Annotated in this window: 16 protein-coding genes and 1 pseudogene; 9 read left to right on the top strand and 8 right to left on the bottom strand. The window is 43.0% G+C overall.

Annotated features, from left to right (window positions below):
* Positions 1-159: 159 nt before the first annotated feature.
* Both psb27 and V7K45_RS24615 read left to right on the top strand, forming a co-directional pair.
* Positions 160-564, top strand: coding sequence for a photosystem II protein Psb27 (gene psb27, locus V7K45_RS24620; protein WP_335007745.1), 405 nt, complete (start codon positions 160-162; stop codon positions 562-564).
* Between the two features lie 697 nt (positions 565-1,261).
* Positions 1,262-2,758 (top strand): family 10 glycosylhydrolase, encoded by a 1,497-nt coding sequence (locus V7K45_RS24615; protein WP_335007577.1) that lies wholly within the window; start codon positions 1,262-1,264, stop codon positions 2,756-2,758.
* A gap of 114 nt (positions 2,759-2,872) precedes the next feature.
* Here the strand turns inward: V7K45_RS24615 and V7K45_RS24610 are convergent, their stop codons facing one another.
* The 4 genes from V7K45_RS24610 to V7K45_RS24595 form a co-directional block, all read right to left on the bottom strand.
* The gene (locus V7K45_RS24610) at positions 2,873-3,499 is read right to left on the bottom strand and encodes a chloramphenicol phosphotransferase CPT family protein (RefSeq protein WP_335007576.1); all 627 of its coding nucleotides are present in this window, start codon (positions 3,497-3,499) and stop codon (positions 2,873-2,875) included.
* Positions 3,500-3,905: 406 nt separating this feature from the next.
* Positions 3,906-4,502 carry a molybdenum cofactor guanylyltransferase gene (locus V7K45_RS24605; RefSeq protein WP_335007575.1) on the bottom strand — a complete coding sequence of 199 codons (597 nt, stop codon included), beginning with the start codon at positions 4,500-4,502 and terminating at the stop codon, positions 3,906-3,908.
* Positions 4,503-4,601: 99 nt separating this feature from the next.
* On the bottom strand, positions 4,602-6,659 hold the full coding sequence (locus V7K45_RS24600; protein ID WP_335007574.1) for a thioredoxin domain-containing protein: 2,058 nt from the start codon (positions 6,657-6,659) through the stop codon (positions 4,602-4,604).
* 345 nt (positions 6,660-7,004) lie between these two features.
* On the bottom strand, positions 7,005-7,160 hold the full coding sequence (locus V7K45_RS24595; RefSeq protein ID WP_179065022.1) for a hypothetical protein: 156 nt from the start codon (positions 7,158-7,160) through the stop codon (positions 7,005-7,007).
* 476 nt (positions 7,161-7,636) lie between these two features.
* Between V7K45_RS24595 and clpP the strand changes: the two genes are divergently transcribed.
* Positions 7,637-8,248 carry an ATP-dependent Clp endopeptidase proteolytic subunit ClpP gene (clpP, locus tag V7K45_RS24590; protein WP_335007573.1) on the top strand — a complete coding sequence of 204 codons (612 nt, stop codon included), beginning with the start codon at positions 7,637-7,639 and terminating at the stop codon, positions 8,246-8,248.
* Positions 8,249-8,407: 159 nt separating this feature from the next.
* Here clpP and V7K45_RS24585 read toward each other — a convergent pair whose 3' ends face one another.
* Complete coding sequence (locus V7K45_RS24585; protein WP_335007572.1) at positions 8,408-9,235, bottom strand: hypothetical protein; 828 nt, start codon at positions 9,233-9,235, stop codon at positions 8,408-8,410.
* Between the two features lie 93 nt (positions 9,236-9,328).
* Complete coding sequence (locus V7K45_RS24580; RefSeq protein ID WP_335007571.1) at positions 9,329-10,213, bottom strand: hypothetical protein; 885 nt, start codon at positions 10,211-10,213, stop codon at positions 9,329-9,331.
* Between the two features lie 1,212 nt (positions 10,214-11,425).
* Between V7K45_RS24580 and V7K45_RS24575 the strand changes: the two genes are divergently transcribed.
* The 3 genes from V7K45_RS24575 to V7K45_RS24565 all read left to right on the top strand — a co-directional run bounded on the left by V7K45_RS24575 (position 11,426) and on the right by V7K45_RS24565 (position 15,283).
* Complete coding sequence (locus tag V7K45_RS24575) at positions 11,426-13,780, top strand: ribonuclease R family protein (protein WP_335007570.1); 2,355 nt, start codon at positions 11,426-11,428, stop codon at positions 13,778-13,780.
* Positions 13,781-13,797: 17 nt separating this feature from the next.
* Positions 13,798-14,418, top strand: coding sequence for a flavin prenyltransferase UbiX (locus tag V7K45_RS24570; RefSeq protein WP_194042094.1), 621 nt, complete (start codon positions 13,798-13,800; stop codon positions 14,416-14,418).
* 166 nt (positions 14,419-14,584) lie between these two features.
* Positions 14,585-15,283 carry a LapA family protein gene (locus V7K45_RS24565; RefSeq protein WP_335007744.1) on the top strand — a complete coding sequence of 233 codons (699 nt, stop codon included), beginning with the start codon at positions 14,585-14,587 and terminating at the stop codon, positions 15,281-15,283.
* 19 nt (positions 15,284-15,302) lie between these two features.
* Here V7K45_RS24565 and V7K45_RS24560 read toward each other — a convergent pair whose 3' ends face one another.
* Complete coding sequence (locus tag V7K45_RS24560; RefSeq protein ID WP_194042092.1) at positions 15,303-15,497, bottom strand: hypothetical protein; 195 nt, start codon at positions 15,495-15,497, stop codon at positions 15,303-15,305.
* Between the two features lie 791 nt (positions 15,498-16,288).
* Between V7K45_RS24560 and V7K45_RS24555 the strand changes: the two genes are divergently transcribed.
* From V7K45_RS24555 to V7K45_RS24545, 3 genes are all read left to right on the top strand, one after another.
* Positions 16,289-16,834 (top strand): shikimate kinase, encoded by a 546-nt coding sequence (locus V7K45_RS24555; RefSeq protein ID WP_335007569.1) that lies wholly within the window; start codon positions 16,289-16,291, stop codon positions 16,832-16,834.
* An 80-nt stretch (positions 16,835-16,914) separates the two neighbouring features.
* The gene (locus V7K45_RS24550; RefSeq protein WP_335007743.1) at positions 16,915-17,271 is read left to right on the top strand and encodes an element excision factor XisH family protein; all 357 of its coding nucleotides are present in this window, start codon (positions 16,915-16,917) and stop codon (positions 17,269-17,271) included.
* Positions 17,259-17,594, top strand: coding sequence for a XisI protein (locus tag V7K45_RS24545; protein WP_335007568.1), 336 nt, complete (start codon positions 17,259-17,261; stop codon positions 17,592-17,594). The genes V7K45_RS24550 and V7K45_RS24545 overlap by 13 nt, the downstream gene beginning before the upstream one ends.
* Positions 17,595-17,697: 103 nt before the next feature.
* Here V7K45_RS24545 and V7K45_RS24540 read toward each other — a convergent pair.
* Positions 17,698-17,883: pseudogene (locus V7K45_RS24540) on the bottom strand (Uma2 family endonuclease); the annotation flags it as partial.
* Positions 17,884-17,986: the final 103 nt, after the last annotated feature.

Raw genomic sequence — 17,986 nt, 5'->3', positions numbered from 1 at the left:
TTAATCACCTGATTTTTGCCCAAGATGCTTGTAGATTAGGAGCTTTGAGGGAGTGAAACAACCCTGCTCCCTACTCCCTACTCTTCACTCCTCACTCAATTGATCCCCAAGTTACCAATCCAAGATAGGATGGACGTTGATTTACGTATTGTTTTACTTATGCAGATGAAGCGCTATTGGTCGCGTTTGCTTGCGCTGGTTTTGGTTGTAGCTATCGGCTTAATGGGTTGTTCTGGCAGTCCAGATAGTTTGACTGGGGATTATCGTCAAGACACCTTAGCTGTGGTCAATATTATGAGACAAGCTCTGGATCTTTCACAAGATTCACCAGACAAGGCAGCCATTCAAGCAGAAGCGCGTCAAAAAATTAATGACTTTTCAGCTCGCTACCAGCGGGTTAACTCTGTTTCTGGTCTTGGCTCGTTTACAACCATACGAACAGCCCTCAATTCCCTAGCTGGACACTACAGTTCTTACCCAAATCGTCCCGTACCCGAAAAACTCAAAAATCGTTTAGAAAAAGAGTTGCAACAGGTAGAGACGGCGTTGAAACGTGGCGGTTAGCTATTAACTATTGCTTACTCCATCATCAATAGTCAGGTGTCAAAACTTTTGATTCCTGACTATTTTGTTTGTCAAGGCAGGAGGCAGAAGGTAGAAGGCAGGAGGCAGTGTTTCGACTACGCTCAACAACCGGGCACGAGGCAGGAGGCAGGAGGCAGGAGGCAGAAACTAAACCTCTTGCAAAAGTGCTTTTTGCAAGAGAGGGGAAAAGGGTAAAGGTTAAAGGGGAAGGGGATAATACAGAACCTTTTCCCCTTCCCCCTTTCCCTTTTCCCGACTTATGCAAGAAGTCTACTCTTTTGCGTAAGTCCTGCATTTTATAGCTCATTTACTTGAAAACTGCTGTCATAATGCAAGCCGATGCATTCATATTGAGGGTGAAGTTTTAATATCTACTTCATGCACTGGAAACCGCTATACAAGAATACGGCAACAGAAATAGACCTTTGAGAGTCTTAAAAAAATAGGTTTTAAAACCCTTAGTATTTAACTATATAATTCGATACACGTTGCCCACAATTATTTGAGTTGGGATCGATGATTATCGCAAATTAAAGGCTTTAAGACCGAACGTCAACACGTAGCTCAGAGTTAGAGCCACTCCGTCTTTGCTCAGTTACCCTGTGGTAAGCAAGTTACAGTCGGAATTTAAATCCCTGTCTGAAACTCTTTTGAATTTGTTCATCTACTGGTAGGTATGTCTAACTGTCCCTTGAAGGTTGCAAGATCGATATTATTTTGGCGGCGCTTATTCGCTGTTGTTTTTACTAGTAGTTTGTTGCTCCCCAACTTGAGAAGCGAACCAGCAAGGGCGCAAGTAACTGAGTATTGTCAGTTATCATCAGCAGCGGCGCAACAAAAAGAAAACTTACGTTTGTCAGCGCTCAAAGGCAAACAAGATGCTCAAACACGCTACCAAAGCATAATACAAGAACAGGCGCAGAAATTAAAGCAATGTCGGTCTCGAACTTGGCCGCAAACCCAAGCCATTTGGTTACGCTTGTATCCCTGTGACATTCAGCCAGGAATAATCGATCAGGTTATGGATCGGATTGTTAATGGTGGCTATAACCAAGTTTATTTAGAAGTATTTTACGATGGGCAGGTACTATTACCAGCAAAAGCTAACCCGACGGTTTGGCCTGCTGTGATTCGTACACCAGGGACAGAAAACACCGATATACTTGCCACAGCAATAAAAAAAGGTCGGCAACGTGGTTTGAAGGTATATGCCTGGATGTTTACCACAAATTTCGGCTATACTTACGCCTTACGCCCAGATAGAGAAGGTGCGATCGCTCGTAATGGCAAAGGTCAAACAAGTTTATACGTAGTAGATAACGGCTCTCAAGTATTTATCGACCCCTACAACCTGCAAGCAAAGCGCGATTACTACCAATTGGTACAAGAAGTTTTGCGCCGTCGCCCAGATGGCTTGCTATTGGATTACGTGCGTTATCCCCGCCAAGCGGGAAGTGATTCTATCGCCACCAAAGTTTCAGATTTATGGCTATTTAGCCCTGCAACCCAAGAAGCTTTATTTAAACGGGCACAGAATTACAAAGCGCTGGACTTAATTCGCCGCTTTTTGAGTAAGGGATTCGTCACTGGGGGAGATGTAGCTGAAGTTGATAAACTTTATCCCCAGGAAGGAGAACCTCTTTGGCAAGGACGCATCCCACTAGCGCAAAAGTCAATCCTGTCTGCAACCGATAGACAACCAATTTTACAATGGGAGTTGTGGCAGCTTGCCGTTGCCCATGCTATGCAAGGAATTCTAGATTTTGTCACCATCGCTAGTTACCCAGCAAAACAGCAAGGTGTTTCTACAGGAGTGGTATTTTTTCCTGATGGCAACCAAACTGTTGGACAAGGGTATGATTCCCGTTTGCAACCTTGGGATCGTTTCCCCAATACATTAGAGTGGCATCCTATGGCTTATGGGAATTGCGGTAATGTTAGTTGTATCGTGTCCCAAGTGCAACGGGTTTTGAGTATGGCAAAACCGGGTACGCAGATAATCCCAGCTTTAGCCGGTCAGTGGGGAAAATCTGTTAGTAATCGTCCATCCCTAGAAGTACAAATGCAAGCACTCCGCCAATTTGCCCCCCAATTAAAGGGAGTTAGCCACTTCGCCTATTCTTGGCAATATCCTCAGAATGATAGCGATCGCAAATTCTGTCGAATTAAGTAGACTTCTTGCAGAATTAGTAAAAAGGGATTGAATTTCCCTTTCAACTTTTAACTGATAGAGTCACACACTTTACAAATTTATACCAAATATAGTTAACACAGTCATAATTACAGCTTAAGTATAGTGTGTAGCGAGTCGTTGGAATGCCGACGGTGCTGGACTATCTGCGAGGTACTGGCGTATCATCTCAGCACACGCACCTGGGCTTAACAAAGAGGTATCCACTTCAAGGTCATAGATGCCAGGGATGTGGACTTCACGTTGCCATAACTGAACCGGATGTGGTATCGGGGAGTCAGCTGTACTTCCCACATTCCACCCCGTGTTTTGTCGTCGTTCCATAACGATCTCGATGGGGCAGCGAACGCCTACGAACAAGACCGGCAATCCTTTCAAACGTCGGGCACTATCAGCTAGAATGCCCCGCTCTATTGCGTAGGCGTCATGGTGTCCGACATCAACTACGACATTCAGACCCAAGCGGCTGTGGGCAGCGATAGACTCATACATAGCGCTGTACAGAATGGGAACAAAGGGTTCGATGTCCTGGCGTTCTCCCCCAGGCCGCAGACCGATCCCAGGCAGGTATCGTGCGGGAGTCATTTGCATAAATCTATCAACACCCAAATTCATCCACAGACCATCAAATGTCTCCTGAATCACTGCGACAATGCTCGACTTCCCCGATCGCGGGACACCATTCAGGATGATAATCTGTCCTAGCTCCTGTGTCTGCCCCATGATTCCTCCTAACATCCTTAATACATATAGTTAGCAGTTCCACGTTAGGGCTAAAACATTGAATAGGCAAGAATTTAGGAGTCAGAATTCAGAATTTAGAATCAAGACGCTCTCTACAAGACGCTGTGCGGATGTAGACTCGCTCCAAGCATACGCACAGCGTCTCGTAGAGAAGTGTCATAGAATACCCAACTGAATTCTGTTCGATATACGAAAAATGAATTTATTACCAGAGTTTCCGTAGGTTCAGTTCACGATTAAGTCCCAATATAGTTCAGATAAGCATTTTTCACTTTCCTTATGGTCTGGGGAATGGGTTTGCGGGTAAAGGGAAAGGATGTATTCAAAACATGAGTCCCTTTCCCCTTTAACCGAACCATATTGGATTAAGTCCCCACTTTTCAACTCAATTTAAAGCCAAGTCCTCTGGTGTATTACAGTTAAATAGCATTTCGGGTTCTGCTAAGGGCAAAACTTCTACTGGATATTGCCGAAGCCACTGCTGAAACGATCGCCCGCCTTGGTTGATAAACTCTAGGAGTTGTGGCAAACAGCTACGGCGATAGAAACCACACAAAGGTTCCCAGCCTTTGGGATGACAAGCTAAAGCTGCGATCGCATTATCCCCCACGCCATCGAGTCTAGTTATCCAATCTTGCAACACCTCAACTCGCAACCTCGGCAAATCGCAAGCTAGCAACAACACCCATTCTGTCTCGACTTCGGCTAGTCCTTGAGCAAATCCAACTAAAGGCCCGTGGGCTAAAGATTCTCCAGATAAAGGTACTTCTCGGATAAACTGACAACCAGGCAAAAGCAAGTCTTGATAGCGTTCTGGCCAGGGAGTTACTACATAAACAACATCAGCACAGCTTTGAGCAATCCCACAAACTCGCTGCAATAACGGTACTCCTTCAATGGGAATTAAGGCTTTATCCTTACCCATGCGAGAACTTTTTCCGCCAGCTAACACAATTGCTGTTAATTCGCTTTGGTTAGTCATAATTTTGTAAGTTCGTAGCAAATTCTCTTAAAAAACTCTGCGTACCTCTGCGCTTTCCTCAGCGTCCCTCTGCGTTTAAAAACCGCTACGAATTAAAAATTACCCTCTATTCTGACTTTTCTCCACTTGCTGCAATAAATGCTCTACATTTTCTGCTGGTGCAAGACATTTTAAACCTTGGCAAACTAACCCAACGCTTCCCTCTGGTAAATCAGATGTTATGGCAAACACAGCCGTTGGTAAAAACTTGGGGATCAGAGAGTTTATTTGCTCAGTGGTGCTACGAATCAAAGTAGAATTACGATACCAATCCAACGCTGTAAATAAACTAGGACAAGCTTGGGGAGCGCGATTCATCACACTCCGAAAAGCTTTTAAACCAAGTTCTGCTAAATCTAAATAATCTAGATTATCAGTAAGTAAGGCGAGACGGACAAGGTTAGCGATCGCAATTCCATTAGCTGACGGTGTAGCATTATCTACGTAACTGCGCTCTCTAACAATTAAATCTTGACTAGAATCGCTTGATGTGTTATAGTATCCACCTAATTCTACACTCCAGAGAAATTCGTTAAATTCATCTTGGATAGCGATCGCATTTTCTAACCATTGCTTATGCTCAGGGTTGCAAGCTTGTAAATCCAAGAGAGCTTTAACAAACAAAGCGTAATCTTCAGACTGCGCTAAAACAGTTGGTTCTCCTTGATAATTGAGTCTCTGGAAACGCCCATCGACAAACTGATTTTCCAAAATAAAATTTGCCGCTCGTGCTGCTAATTCCAGATACAAAGGTTGTTGGAAAACCCCAGCAGCCTTAGCTAGCCCAGAAATCATCAAGCTATTCCAGGCGACAATCATCTTTGTATCTGTCACCGAGGGAATGCGACCTGGCCAGTTAGTGGTTTTTGCTTCCTGGTTGTTCCGAGCCGGGGGAAAAGTTTCCAGCGACTCAGAATTAACGCCATAACGAACTGTAAACAGCTTACTCAGTGCCGTTTCCAGCGTTGCACTTAGTTGACCTAAATGGCGTCTTTGCAAAACATTACGTCCTTCAAAGTTGCCGTTAGGTGTTACCGTAAACTGTTGTTGTAATTCCGTTAATTCTTCAGGCGTTAACAGTTGTTGTAATTCGCTGTAACTCCAGACGTAAAAGGCTCCTTCTTCTGGTTCTACCGCCGTGGATTCAGTGAAGCTATCGGCATCTTGAGCAGCATAGAAGTAACCTTCAGGCGCAGTCATTTCCCGCTTCAGCCATTGCACAGTCCCAGCAACCGCTCTCTCAAAGGCTGGCTCTTGTATTCCTGCACTCCATAAAGAAGCCAGATACTCGACAATCTGTCCATTGTCGTAGAGCATCTTTTCAAAGTGGGGTACTGTCCAAGTCGAGTCAACAGTATAGCGATGAAAACCACCCGCTACATGGTCATAAATGCCGCCCAGCGCTAAGTCTAGTCCCCGCTGGGTACAAATTTGCTTGCCATCATAGCGAGATTTGAAATTAAATCGAGTTCCCCGCAGAGCTAATTCTGTGTAGGGAATCATCGGAAAACTGTTGCCAGATTGACTAGGAGTAATTACACCTGTACAAGTTTCCCAACCTTGGCGGAGTAATTCATGGTCTTCAAGCTCGGTTGTTGTACCGTCTTGCAACACCGCAGACGTGAGCAGAGACTCAACAATTAAGGCTTTACGTTGTTGTAAGTCCGCTTTTTCTGTATCGTAATAACGGCGAAGCGCTTGCAAAACTTGCAAAAATCCCGGACGACCATAGCGGGGGTCTACAGGAAAATAAGTACCAGCGTAAAACGGCACTAAATCTTCTGGGGAAAGAAAAATATTTAAAGGCCAACCCCCTTGACCGCTCATCATCTGCAAAGCTTGCATATAGATGCTATCGAGGTCTGGTCTTTCTTCCCTGTCTACTTTGATGGGAAGATAATTGGTATTCATGTAGTCAGCGATCGCAATATCAGAAAAAGCCTCGCCTTCCATGACAGTACACCAGTGGCAACTAGAATAGCCAATGGAAAGAAAAATCGGTTTATTTTGCGCCCTTGCAGTTGCAAGTGCTTCATCACACCAAGGCCACCAATCAATGGGGTTTTCGGCGTGTTTGCGGAGATAGAGGCTCTTAGCTTCAGCAAGGCGATTAGTCATAATCAAACGCAAGTAGTTGCCTTCTTTGCTCAGTCTAGCCTGTTCTCAGGAGTGTGAGCCTAGACAGCTATATACATTTAGTAAGAAACTCAACGAGCAAGTTATCCCTTTGTTTTTAATCTCGCCTAAATAAGTTGGTGTAAAAAAATGCAGTTTTGTAGCCAGCGCTAACTACAAGGCAATTAATTATCTTTATATAAGGGACTTTCAGCGAACGTAGGGGCGCAAGGCCTTGTGCCTCTACAAATCTACAAATAATTTGGGATAATTTATTTTTTGTCAGTCCCTAATAATTGGGTTTATGTACGCCTTATTACTTGCATCACTGCAACCTATGAAACATTCTTATTGAAAAGATCGCAATAGCAAGCTAACAATATTTGGTGGCGTTTCTTGCATAGGTGATGCTGTCTTTGTTTGTATTAAAGTATTTGGGCTAAGTCCTGCTATCAGATGGAGCAAGAAGGTGATGATGGCGGCTTGTATAAGTTTTTCCAACATGGCACGTCTCTTGTGAATGGATAGCATTTCAACTGTGACTGGTTATTCTGAATACACCTCGTACTCCCGATTTACCGAATCTAACAAAAATAACTTGATAAATGCCGAAGGAAATCCTAAAAAAATGTTTAAAATGTTACTGCTAGTTAACATCATTCCCTAAGCAAATCGGATTTCGGTTATCGGTCTAGTCAATACATCGCCAAGGTTGTACAGCAAAGTCCGAGATATAAGATTGGCGACAATTGAAGTTTTTTGATTTATTCTTCCCTAAACCGGGATATTTTCTTGGACAGCTGTTGTTGCTAAAAAGTGCCCTTGGAGGTTGAATCTATTGCAAAAGCACATTTGCTCCTTTGTTGAATCAGACAGAATAGCCAAGATTTACTTATCTCTACTTGGGAATAGTAGAGATCAGCCCCAGTTTCGTGCTGTCACCGATAAAATGTATTTAAAGTAGCCACAAACACGCTTCCATGATTCCTATCGTTATTGAACAATCGGGTCGAGGTGAACGCGCCTTTGACATCTACTCACGGCTGTTACGTGAGCGCATCATCTTTTTGGGACAACAAGTTGATAACAATATTGCCAACTTGATTGTTGCCCAACTGCTGTATTTGGATGCTGAAGACCCGGAGAAAGACATTTATATGTACATCAATTCTCCCGGTGGTTCGGTGACGGCTGGTATGGGCATTTTTGACACTATGAAGCATATTCGCCCTGATGTCTGTACAATTTGTACCGGATTGGCGGCGAGTATGGGTGCTTTTCTCCTCAGCGCGGGTGCTAAGGGTAAGCGGATGAGTCTACCTCATTCTCGGATTATGATTCATCAACCTTTAGGCGGCGCTCAAGGACAGGCGACTGATATTGAAATTCAAGCGCGGGAAATTCTGTACCACAAGCGGCGGCTAAATGACTATTTAGCTGAACATACAGGTCAACCAATTGAGCGCATTGCTGAAGATACTGAACGTGACTTTTTCATGTCGCCAGAGGAAGCCAAGGACTACGGTTTGATTGACCAAGTGATTGACCGTCACGCCGCCGGTAGCCGTCCAGCCGTTGCTGCTGTTAATTAATAGTTACGATTGGTAAATGGTGATTTACCACTTTTAATTTCCTTAAACCCTAAAAATAACCCCTTTTCATAACTGAAGAGGGGTTATTTGATTTAAAAACCTGATTTAGAAGTTCAAAACTCGATTTAGAAGTTCAAAACTTGATTTAAAAGTTGGAAATCAAAATCCTGCTCTTGGGTCTGGCTGAGATTGGAGATATTGGAGAAATTCATGCAATTCCTCATCGGTCAGCAAAAAACGCGATCGCTCCCCATAATTTTTTATGAGATGTTCCCGTCCCCACTCTACTGTCAACCCTAAACGCTGCATTTCAGCATCAGTTTTAATCAGTACTTCAAAAAAATCTACAGGATACAATAAATGCACAGGAAACATTTTAGTGATTATATTGTCTGATTCTTCTGAATCACTAGAAAAATCTTGTAACTCTTCATATTCTGCGTAAAGCTCGGAGTTGTCTTCTGGTATGGGGTGAGATTCCAAGTATCTGAGGAAATCCAGTAATTCTTCCTGGGTAAGCAAAGTGCGAACAGGCTTGTTATATGTTGTTATGAAATACTGTTCTTCCTCCTTTTGTGTCCAAAATAACCGTTCGATTTCAACATTAATTTTGGCAATCAGAACTTCGTCTAATGCTGGTGTAGGTAGAGTTGTAAGATATTGAAGGAAGTCTAGTAATTCTACTTCTGTCAGTAAAGTACGCGATCGCTTCCTATAAGTTTTTTTAAGATGTTCCCGTACCTGCTGTCGTGTCCAACATAACCGTTCGATTTCAAGATTAATTTTGGCAATCAGAACTTCGTCTAATCCTGATATCGGTTGAGGTGCAAGATATTGGAGGAAGTCTAGTAATTCGACTTCTGTCAGCAAAGTATGCCCCCTATAGTTTTTTTTGAGATGTTCTCGTACTTGGTCTCTTGTCCAGCCTAATTGCTGGATTTTGACATGTATTTGAGCAATTACTTCAGAAAAATTCACAGGTTTCATAAGTCTGTCACTGTTTCAATAGCCTACGTCTTTTGTCATTGACCCTTAGCAATTAAAAGGACAAATGACAAAGGACAAAAGACTAATGACTAATCAAAATCCCGCTATTGGGTCTGGCTGAGATTGTAAGTATTTGAGAAATCCGTGTAATTCTTCTTCAGTCAGCAAAGTCCGCCCGCGCTTACCGTAGGTTTCAATCAGATGCTCCCTTCCCTGTTCTGGTGTCCAGCCTAAACGCTGAAGTTCGACATCTGTTTTAGCAATTACATCTGATAAATCTACGGGTTCAGCTTTTTTCTTTCTCTTTCCTGTCACTGACGGGGTAGTGGCATTTTCTTGAGGGCTGTAACTCCGGGGTGTAAATGGTGTGACATTATTGGCAGAAATTGCCGGAAAGGTTTGATTTTCTGGCTGGTTATCAAAATTTATTTCCAAGTTCTCAACTGGCGGATCGAATTCTAGCTCCTGCTTGGCAGTCACAGGAAAGTTTTGGACTAAATCCTGGCTATAGGTATCGTTTAGAGGCGCAGCATTGCTGTACCCGTATTGTTCGTTACTACTTGTTACTACTTCTGGTTTGATGTTCCGTTCTTTGGAAGGCGGTATAGAGATTTCTTTGTCGCTGACTGCTGGCCACTGACTACTAACAAAATCCTCAGCTTTTGGAGAGGAATAAGCAGCAGGCTGACTCAATCCACCTTTAGTATTCAAGTCAGGATTTAGCTGTGCTGGGGGAACTGGATTTGAGGTCAACGCCACTGATTCTGGTGGCGCGTTTGTAATACCCAAAACTATCAGCGCCCTGGTTCTAGCTTGGTCTTCTGCTGCTTCTACTGTTTCTGCTGCTGCCATACCCGTAGCACGGGTTACGCCTTCAACTTGCACGCTTGCCCGAACAATATATTTTCCTTGAAAAATTTGCACTAATTCAGAAATCAAACTGCCCTGGGGATACAAGCTCTGGAATTGAGCCAACATAATACTGCTACCAATCTAAATATTTTTAATAACGGGGTTGATACTGCTTGTTTATTCAAGCTAGCTCAGATGCCCTTACTTTAATTTACATCCACTCGATACTCAGGATGCCTGCCAATATTGCATTTATAAAGAAGGGGAAAAAGTAAAAACCTCGCCCGCAAGTGGCGCGAAATAATCCAAATTTTATGGGGAAGGTAAAAACCTCGCCCCTTGTGGGCGACCTGTTCATCCCTTCCCCTTTCCCCTTTCCCCTTTCCCCTTTTATTCATTTTTAATTGCTTACTATCTGTCATTAGTTTCTTGGCAGGCGATGAGTAGGTATAATTCTCTGCTCTGAGCCGTCAAGGTGATATTCTTGCTTTGCCTGGTGTCCCAATTGTAGCAGTAGCTCTTTTTTGACGAAATTTTTAGTGAGTGCTAACTTATCTGGGTAGTCTTGCTTGCAATGCTATACTGATTACCCAACTCGATATCTAGAACTATTTTCTGGAAGTGCGCTCTAAATCTACAATAATGGAGATAAGGTTCGCCCTCGCTGCTAATTAAGCTGCTTACCTAATTGTTACCGATTCTACATGTGGGAAAATTGGGTTCACCAGCAGTTCCTCCTAGTTAAAAATCAGAGTCTAATGGCGTAAAATTACCTTCTCTCTAGACAATCAAACACCTGTAGTTTCCACGCCACTTGCTCCACTTGGTGAGGTAGCCCGGTCTTGTTGTCCCAACAAAGAGGGACTACCGAACCCGGAGGGGGAGACCCCAGACGCTCGCAGATTCGCTAACGCTTTTAGCGTCTCCCCTTAGAAAAAACCACAGTGGCTCCCCTGCATAGCGCTTTTGGGCAGTATGGATTCTCTAAACCCAACTTCTCAAAAACCCGTCGCGTAATTACCTAGCGGGGCTAAATTATAATCAGGCGTGCAATCTTAAGTTTGGTTAGGTGAAGGAAGTTGAACGCAGGCAAATTCTGAGAGCATTGTGCAGTGAGAAGTTCGTAAACGCCCAGAGTTGTCCGTGGGTCGGCTTCTTTGCAAAGGAACTGCGAGAGTAGTTTCCCACTCTTACTGGGTCGGGCTTCCTTTCCTTAGAACTTAGGAAGCTTGCTTCAGGGCAATTAGTTTCCAGCTTGTTTCTGTAAGCCGTGAGGGTATACAGAAAAGAACCAGATTAAACAACAAATGATGTTTTGACCAAAGGTCGGTTCACTGCATGGAATTTTCAATCGCTACACTCCTTGCCAATTTCACCGATGATAAATTGGTAGCTCGGAAGGTTTTAGAAAAGAAACTTGGCTGTGAAGATGAAAAAAGTTTACAAAAACTTCACATTGCCTTAGATGTTCTGGAAAAAATCGGTATTTTAGTAAAAGAACGGGGCAAGTACCGCCGTGTCTCAGAAGAGGGAATAATCGAGGCAAAACTCCGTTGTTCTAGTAAAGGCTTTTGCTTTGCTATTCAAGATGTGGAAGGCGCTGAGGATATTTACATCCGCGAAAGTCATCTAAGTAATGCTTGGAATGGCGATCGCGTTTTAGTGAGGGTTTTGAAAGAAGGCAGTCGCCGTCGCTCTCCCGAAGGGGAAGTGAAGCTGATTCTCGAACGCTCTAACCACACTTTACTGGCACGAATCAAGCAGGTGGAAACTGGTTTTCGGGCTGTGCCTTTAGACGATCGCTTACTGTTTGAACTCAAGATTCAACCTAACGGGGCAAAGTTAGAAGAAGCGATCGATCATCTGGTTCATGTGGAAGTTTTGCGTTACCCGTTGGCACAATATCCTCCCCTTGGTCGAGTCGTGCAAATCCTCGGCAGTGATGCCGAAGCCGCTGCTGATATAGATTTAGTTACGTGCAAACACGACCTTTCCCGGACTTTTCCAGATAATGTTCTAGAAGCAGCTGCGAGGTTGCCCAAAAAGCTCCTCAAAGCAGACCTAAAAAATCGGCTAGATTTACGTAATTTGTTTACTTTCACGATTGAAGGGGTAAATGGCGATACCAAAATTATCGAAAACGCTTTTAGTTTAGAAAAAAACTTAGCCGGAAATTGGCTTTTGGGCGTTCATATCACTGATGTTTCTCACTATGTCCAACCTGACGAAGCTTTAGATAGAGAAGCACTCAAACGAGGCAAATCAGTCTATTTAGGAGAATTGGTGTTGCCAATTTTACCCCCAACTGTGGCTGAACGCTGTTCTTTAATACCTGGGAGCGATCGCTTAACCATCTCTTTTTTAATTACCATCGATCCCAAATCGGGAGAAGTCCTGGAATGGGAAATCCAACCCAGCGTCATCAATGTCGAGACTGCACTGACTACAGAACAAGCCCAAGCAATTCTCACAGGTGAAGCTCAAGATAAATCATCGCAGGTTTCCCAAATACTGCAAGACCTCCAAGCCTTGCAAACAGCCGTGAAACAGGTACGCTTAAATCGTGGAAGCCTCCAGTTGAATCTGCCGCCCAGCCAAAACGCCTACTATGATGAGGGGATTCTCGGCGCTGTGGTGGTGAATGATTTGCCAGTGCGATCGCTACTCACGGAGTTGGTACTGTTAGTTAATCAACTATTCGCAACTCACTTAAATGCTCTTGGTGTTCCGGCTATCTGGCGAGTTCAAGGTACTCCTGATGTTGAAGATGTCCAGGAAATGCTGAAATTGGCAGTCAATTTAGGCGTTGACCTCACATTAGATCCAGAAGTCGATATCCAACCTTTAGATTACCAACATTTGACTACAGCTTTTGCTGAATCTCCTTCTGAGCAAGTTCTTACTTACTTGTTACAAGATACACTTAAGCCGTCTGCGTACAGCACCACCAAAGGATCTCACTTTGGTCTGGCACTACCGCAATATGTCCACTTTAGCGCTCCCTTGCGGCGTTTCCCAGATTTGCTGATGCAGAGAGTGTATTACACGCTACTCGAAAACGGACGCGATCGCCGCAATACCCGTGTCAGGGAGCGGGTTAACCTGCGCCACTCCTCTAGCCACGAGGAAATTAACTGGAACGTTTTACCCCCAGAATTGCAACAAGAACTGCAAAGCGATTTAACTAGGGTAATTGTTCAAATCAACGACCGAGAAAAAGAAGTCCAAGAAGCCGAAGCCGATTTAGCCGGACTGCAAAAAGCCCAACTGATGAAGCAACGCATCGGTCAGGTATTTCAAGGCGTGATTACCGGGGTTCAATCCTACGGTTTCTTTGTGGAAATTGAAGTGCCTGCGGCTGAAGTGGAGTCTAGCAGTAATCCTGGTGTGCCTTTGCGGGTAGAGGGATTGGTACACGTCAGTTCTCTCAAAGATGATTGGTATGAATATCGCGCCAGACAACAGGCACTATTTGGGCGCAAAAATCGCGCTTCTTATAGATTAGGCGATCGCGTCGCCGTACAAGTTAAGAGTGTCGATTACTACCGCCAGCAAATTGATTTGGTAACAGTCGGCAGCGATGGCGTCGCCAAAGGTTTAACTGGCAATGATTCTCGTGACGACCTTTCAGACCTCTACTTACCAAATGATATGGAGCCTGATGACCTAGATCCTTACTCTGAGGACGAGTAAAATCCACTAATAATTACGTGTCAAATAACACTAAACCTTTAATTTTAGGCGTATCAGGCGCATCTGGTCTGATTTACGCTGTTCGCGCGATCAAATTTTTGCTAGAAGCGGAGTATAGCATTGAATTGGTTGCCTCTAAATCAACTTACATGGTTTGGCAGTCAGAACAGGAAATTCGGATGCCACCAGAACCAACCGGGCAAGAACAATTCTGGCGAGAGCAAGCTGGTGTTGCACTTTCTGGTAAACTCCGGTGTCATCCTTGGAGCGATGTCGGAGCCGGAATTGCCAGCGGTTCCTTTGCCACTCTGGGGATGATGATTATTCCATGCAGCATGAGTACGGTTGCAAAGCTAGCAGTTGGCTTGAGTTCCGATTTACTAGAACGGGCAGCGGATGTCCAACTCAAAGAAGGGCGAAAGCTGGTTATTGTACCGCGTGAAACGCCTTTTAGCCTCATCCACCTGCGTAACTTAACCTCTTTAGCAGAAGTTGGAGTTAGAGTTGTCCCCGCTATTCCCGCCTGGTATCACAATCCCCAAACCATCGAGGATTTAGTTGATTTTGTAGTTGCCCGTGCTTTAGATCAACTAGATATTGACTGTATTCCAATTCAGCGGTGGCAAGGTCGTCGCTAACACCCTGAGTGGATTTATTGTAAATTTCACAATAGTCCTAAAAAGGTAATGATAGAGATGGCTGATAGTGTCAGTAGTCAGCGAACAGTAATTAGTGAAGAATAACCAGACTGCTCGCTGACTATTGACAACTTACCACTGATAATTGACAACTGACAAAATTGCTATGGCTGTAATTCGCTTAATTTTATTGGTGGCAGTACTGGGAGGACTAACGCTGTTATTAGTCCAAAATTTCTCACCTGCCCTATCGCTAGTATTTTTGGGCGTGCGAACTCAACCATTACCACTAGCGATATGGATTTTGTTCAGTACTGTCACTGGTGCTTTCACATCGATATTGATTGCTACCTTATTTAATTTATCCAATTATTTTGTGGCAGGACAACGCCAAACTCCTAGCAGAGCAACCGCCACTTCAACTCGTGCGAAGGCAACCCAAAGAGAAGAACCGACATCTCGTCCTGCTAGTCCTCCACCACCAGCTAGTAAAAATGAAGAGCCTAGCAGTGAGGGATTTGATGATTGGGAGACAAATAGCAGTGGAGATGATTGGAACTTTGATGAAAACTCACAGGAAGCGCCTATTCCTGATTCTCAAGCTCAACAACCTAAAGATTCTACAACTTACGAACGTCAATCAGAAGCCAAAAGCAGTTCCCGGTCTGGTTCAGTTTACTCCTACAGCTACCGCGAGCCAAAAAATACAGCTGCGGGAAAAACTGAATCAATTTACGATGCTGATTACCGGGTAATTATCCCCCCTTACCAGCCGCCAACTACCAATCAAGCCGATGATGATGATTGGGAATTTTTTGAGGATGATGATGATTTTGAAGATGATGGTAAACGCCCCCGTCGGTGAGATGTAGCAGGCGACATCTCTATTTAATGCCACACCGTTCTCTAGACTCCTGCTTGACCCTACCAGTCATGGCAGCTTCCTGCAAAGTCATGAAAGCATTAAAATCTTCCAAGTCATATCGAGTAGTCAACAGTTGTCGTAGTTGATCTTCAGCTTCAACTGTCAAATATCCAGTTGCTAAAGCTCTTTCTACAACGTCACGAATTCGAGTCATGGTTGACACCTCATTCATTCTATATTTATTCATTCAGGCTTATCGGGGTGGAATATGCAGTAGTCTTTGTGTCTAAACTTCAATTTCTTTGCAAGCTTTTTTTGGGCGATCGCGGTAAATCAGTCATTATTTACACCTTTATTAGAAACATTTAATTGAGTGGGTCTTGTTATAACTGAACTTTTAGAATAACGACCCTGTGCTGTTAGAAACACAGTATTTTGTATACTTAAAATTACCCACCAGAGTAAAAACCCTGATTATTCAGATAGACAGATATTGTTTGGATAAAGTTTCAAACAAGCTAAGTTAATTTTTTGGTTAAGCATAGGCATTACTATGCAGCAATTACCTAGTTACTTCAGAACAATTACTACATTCCTAATAAATTCATCGGTTATTACTGATAGTAATTTCACAGAAGAATCGTTAATTTCTTGCTTAAGTTACTTTAAATACATTAATAACAGTAATTATGACAGTTAGTTTCTATTAAATAGAAAATGAATTTAAAGGTTTTAAAAATAATTGTAAGTTATAAAAGCTACAAGTAAATTTGAGATACACAAAGTGAAAAACTTTGATATCTGTTGAAAATAAATTAATTGGAGATTTATTTTGTTTTTGTATGCCTGCGTAAATTACTAATATCGGCATCAAGTCGTGTAGTAGTATGTTAGAGTTTGCGCAATATAAAACTCCGTATTTTTAAGTCCTAGATTGAATCGTTGAGTTTATAATTTAAAACTGTGACTCAGCACTCAAAACTTATAATTGGAGCGAAGCAACTGGTGAGCAGCTTATTACAAGGAGTCAACCTGTACTTAATTGGTATTATGGGCGTTGGTAAGACGACAGTAGGGCGCTTACTAGCAAAAGAACTGGGTTATGGGTTTGTAGATACCGATGATGTCATTGCCCAAGTAACAGGTAAATCTATCAATCAGTTATTTGCCCAAGAGGGTGAAGCCAGGTTTCGCCAGTTAGAAAGCGACGTACTTTCACAAGTTTGTGCTTTTACAAAGTTAACTATCGCAACCGGTGGGGGCATTGTACTGCGGCGAGAAAATTGGGGTTACTTGCACCACGGTTTGATAGTGTGGCTAGATACACCAGTGGAGATAATTTACAGCCGTTTAGCTGAGGATACCACAAGGCCATTGCTGCAAGATGCCGATCCTAAAGCTAAGTTGCGATCGCTCCTCGAACAACGAACACCACTTTACTCTCAAGCCGATTTGCACATCACCGAGCGAGAGGGAGATACGCCTGAAGATGTTGCCAAGCGAGTACTTGAGGGAATTCCTGGCATCCTGAAAAAAGCTGTTTCTCATTAATGGGGAATATTAATCTAACTGTGTCTGCAAAAGATATTTTTCATGAATCAGTTAAAAAAGCTTTGCAAAAAGAACAATGAATAATTACAAGCGATCCATTAAAATTCAAATTTGGGGAAGTCAACTTACAAATTGATTTAGGTGCAGAGAAAATAATTGCCGCAGAAAAAGGAAATGAAAAAATAGCAATTGAAATCAAAAGTTTTTTAAATCCCTCTGCAATTACAGATTTTTATTCAGCCTTGGGACAATTCCTGAGTTACCCTCTAGCGTTAGCAGGATATGAACCAGAGCGAGTATTATACTTAGCAGTTCCATTAGATACGTACAAAACATTTTTTCAACTTGAATTTACTAAAACTGCGATAAAACAGTATCAGGTCTTGTTAATTGTTTATGAGCCGGAAAATGAGGTGATTATACAGTGGATAAATTAGCCAAATATCAAGAATTGGTGAAAACATTATTGACGAAATATGCCAGTGATGATGTCTCAGATAACGATGTCGAAGTCCAACTCATTTTAGACACAGAACGCAATCATTATCAATGGATGAATGTTGGTTGGCAAGGATTTAATCGTATTTATCGATGCGCGATCCATTTTGATATTAAAGATGGCAAAATCTGGCTGCAACAGAATTTAACCGATCGCAATCCAGCCGAGGAATTAGTGATGATGGGAGTACCGCGAGAGGATATTGTCTTGGGTTTGCAAGCTCCATACAAGCGTCAGTATACAGATTATGGCGTAGCGTAATGCGATCGCTCCTCGAACAACGAACACCACTTTACTCTCAGCGAATACTTGAAGCAATTCCTAGCGTTCTGAAAACACAAGTTTCTCATTAGGAAGACTCTAATTACCAAATTTTGGCCATCCGTAGGACAAACCCTGGTAATTCTGGATTACCTGTAACTGCTTCGGGATTTTCCAAAACTTCAAGTTCTCGATTAGGACGGTAAATGTAGACTTTTCGATTTTGCCGATCAATTAACCAGCCTAATGATGCACCGTTATCGATATACTCCTGCATTTTGTCTTGTAATTTTATCACAATACGGTTCAGTTAAGGCTGAAAGTCGTGTAAATTAAGCATTGTCCAAGAATGAAAATGAGCGTGTGGTGCATCTCAAAGATTTCTTATTGGT

The organism is Nostoc sp., assembly GCF_036917375.1.
In the GTDB taxonomy this organism is placed as follows: Bacteria; Cyanobacteriota; Cyanobacteriia; order Cyanobacteriales; family Nostocaceae; genus Nostoc.
The sequence above is the reverse complement of the archived record's forward strand: the minus strand, read 5'-3'. Positions and strand labels throughout refer to the sequence as shown.

What these genes read in the sequence shown, in the direction of transcription:
- psb27 (WP_335007745.1), top strand. Translation starts at nt 160, where the DNA reads ATGCAGATGAAGCGCTATTGGTCGCGTTTGCTTGCGCTGGTTTTGGTT.
- V7K45_RS24615 (WP_335007577.1), top strand. Translation starts at nt 1,262, where the DNA reads ATGTCTAACTGTCCCTTGAAGGTTGCAAGATCGATATTATTTTGGCGG.
- V7K45_RS24610 (WP_335007576.1), bottom strand. Translation starts at nt 3,499, where the DNA reads ATGGGGCAGACACAGGAGCTAGGACAGATTATCATCCTGAATGGTGTC.
- V7K45_RS24605 (WP_335007575.1), bottom strand. Translation starts at nt 4,502, where the DNA reads ATGACTAACCAAAGCGAATTAACAGCAATTGTGTTAGCTGGCGGAAAA.
- V7K45_RS24600 (WP_335007574.1), bottom strand. Translation starts at nt 6,659, where the DNA reads ATGACTAATCGCCTTGCTGAAGCTAAGAGCCTCTATCTCCGCAAACAC.
- V7K45_RS24595 (WP_179065022.1), bottom strand. Translation starts at nt 7,160, where the DNA reads ATGTTGGAAAAACTTATACAAGCCGCCATCATCACCTTCTTGCTCCAT.
- clpP (WP_335007573.1), top strand. Translation starts at nt 7,637, where the DNA reads ATGATTCCTATCGTTATTGAACAATCGGGTCGAGGTGAACGCGCCTTT.
- V7K45_RS24585 (WP_335007572.1), bottom strand. Translation starts at nt 9,235, where the DNA reads ATGAAACCTGTGAATTTTTCTGAAGTAATTGCTCAAATACATGTCAAA.
- V7K45_RS24580 (WP_335007571.1), bottom strand. Translation starts at nt 10,213, where the DNA reads ATGTTGGCTCAATTCCAGAGCTTGTATCCCCAGGGCAGTTTGATTTCT.
- V7K45_RS24575 (WP_335007570.1), top strand. Translation starts at nt 11,426, where the DNA reads ATGGAATTTTCAATCGCTACACTCCTTGCCAATTTCACCGATGATAAA.
- V7K45_RS24565 (WP_335007744.1), top strand. Translation starts at nt 14,585, where the DNA reads ATGGCTGTAATTCGCTTAATTTTATTGGTGGCAGTACTGGGAGGACTA.
- V7K45_RS24560 (WP_194042092.1), bottom strand. Translation starts at nt 15,497, where the DNA reads ATGACTCGAATTCGTGACGTTGTAGAAAGAGCTTTAGCAACTGGATAT.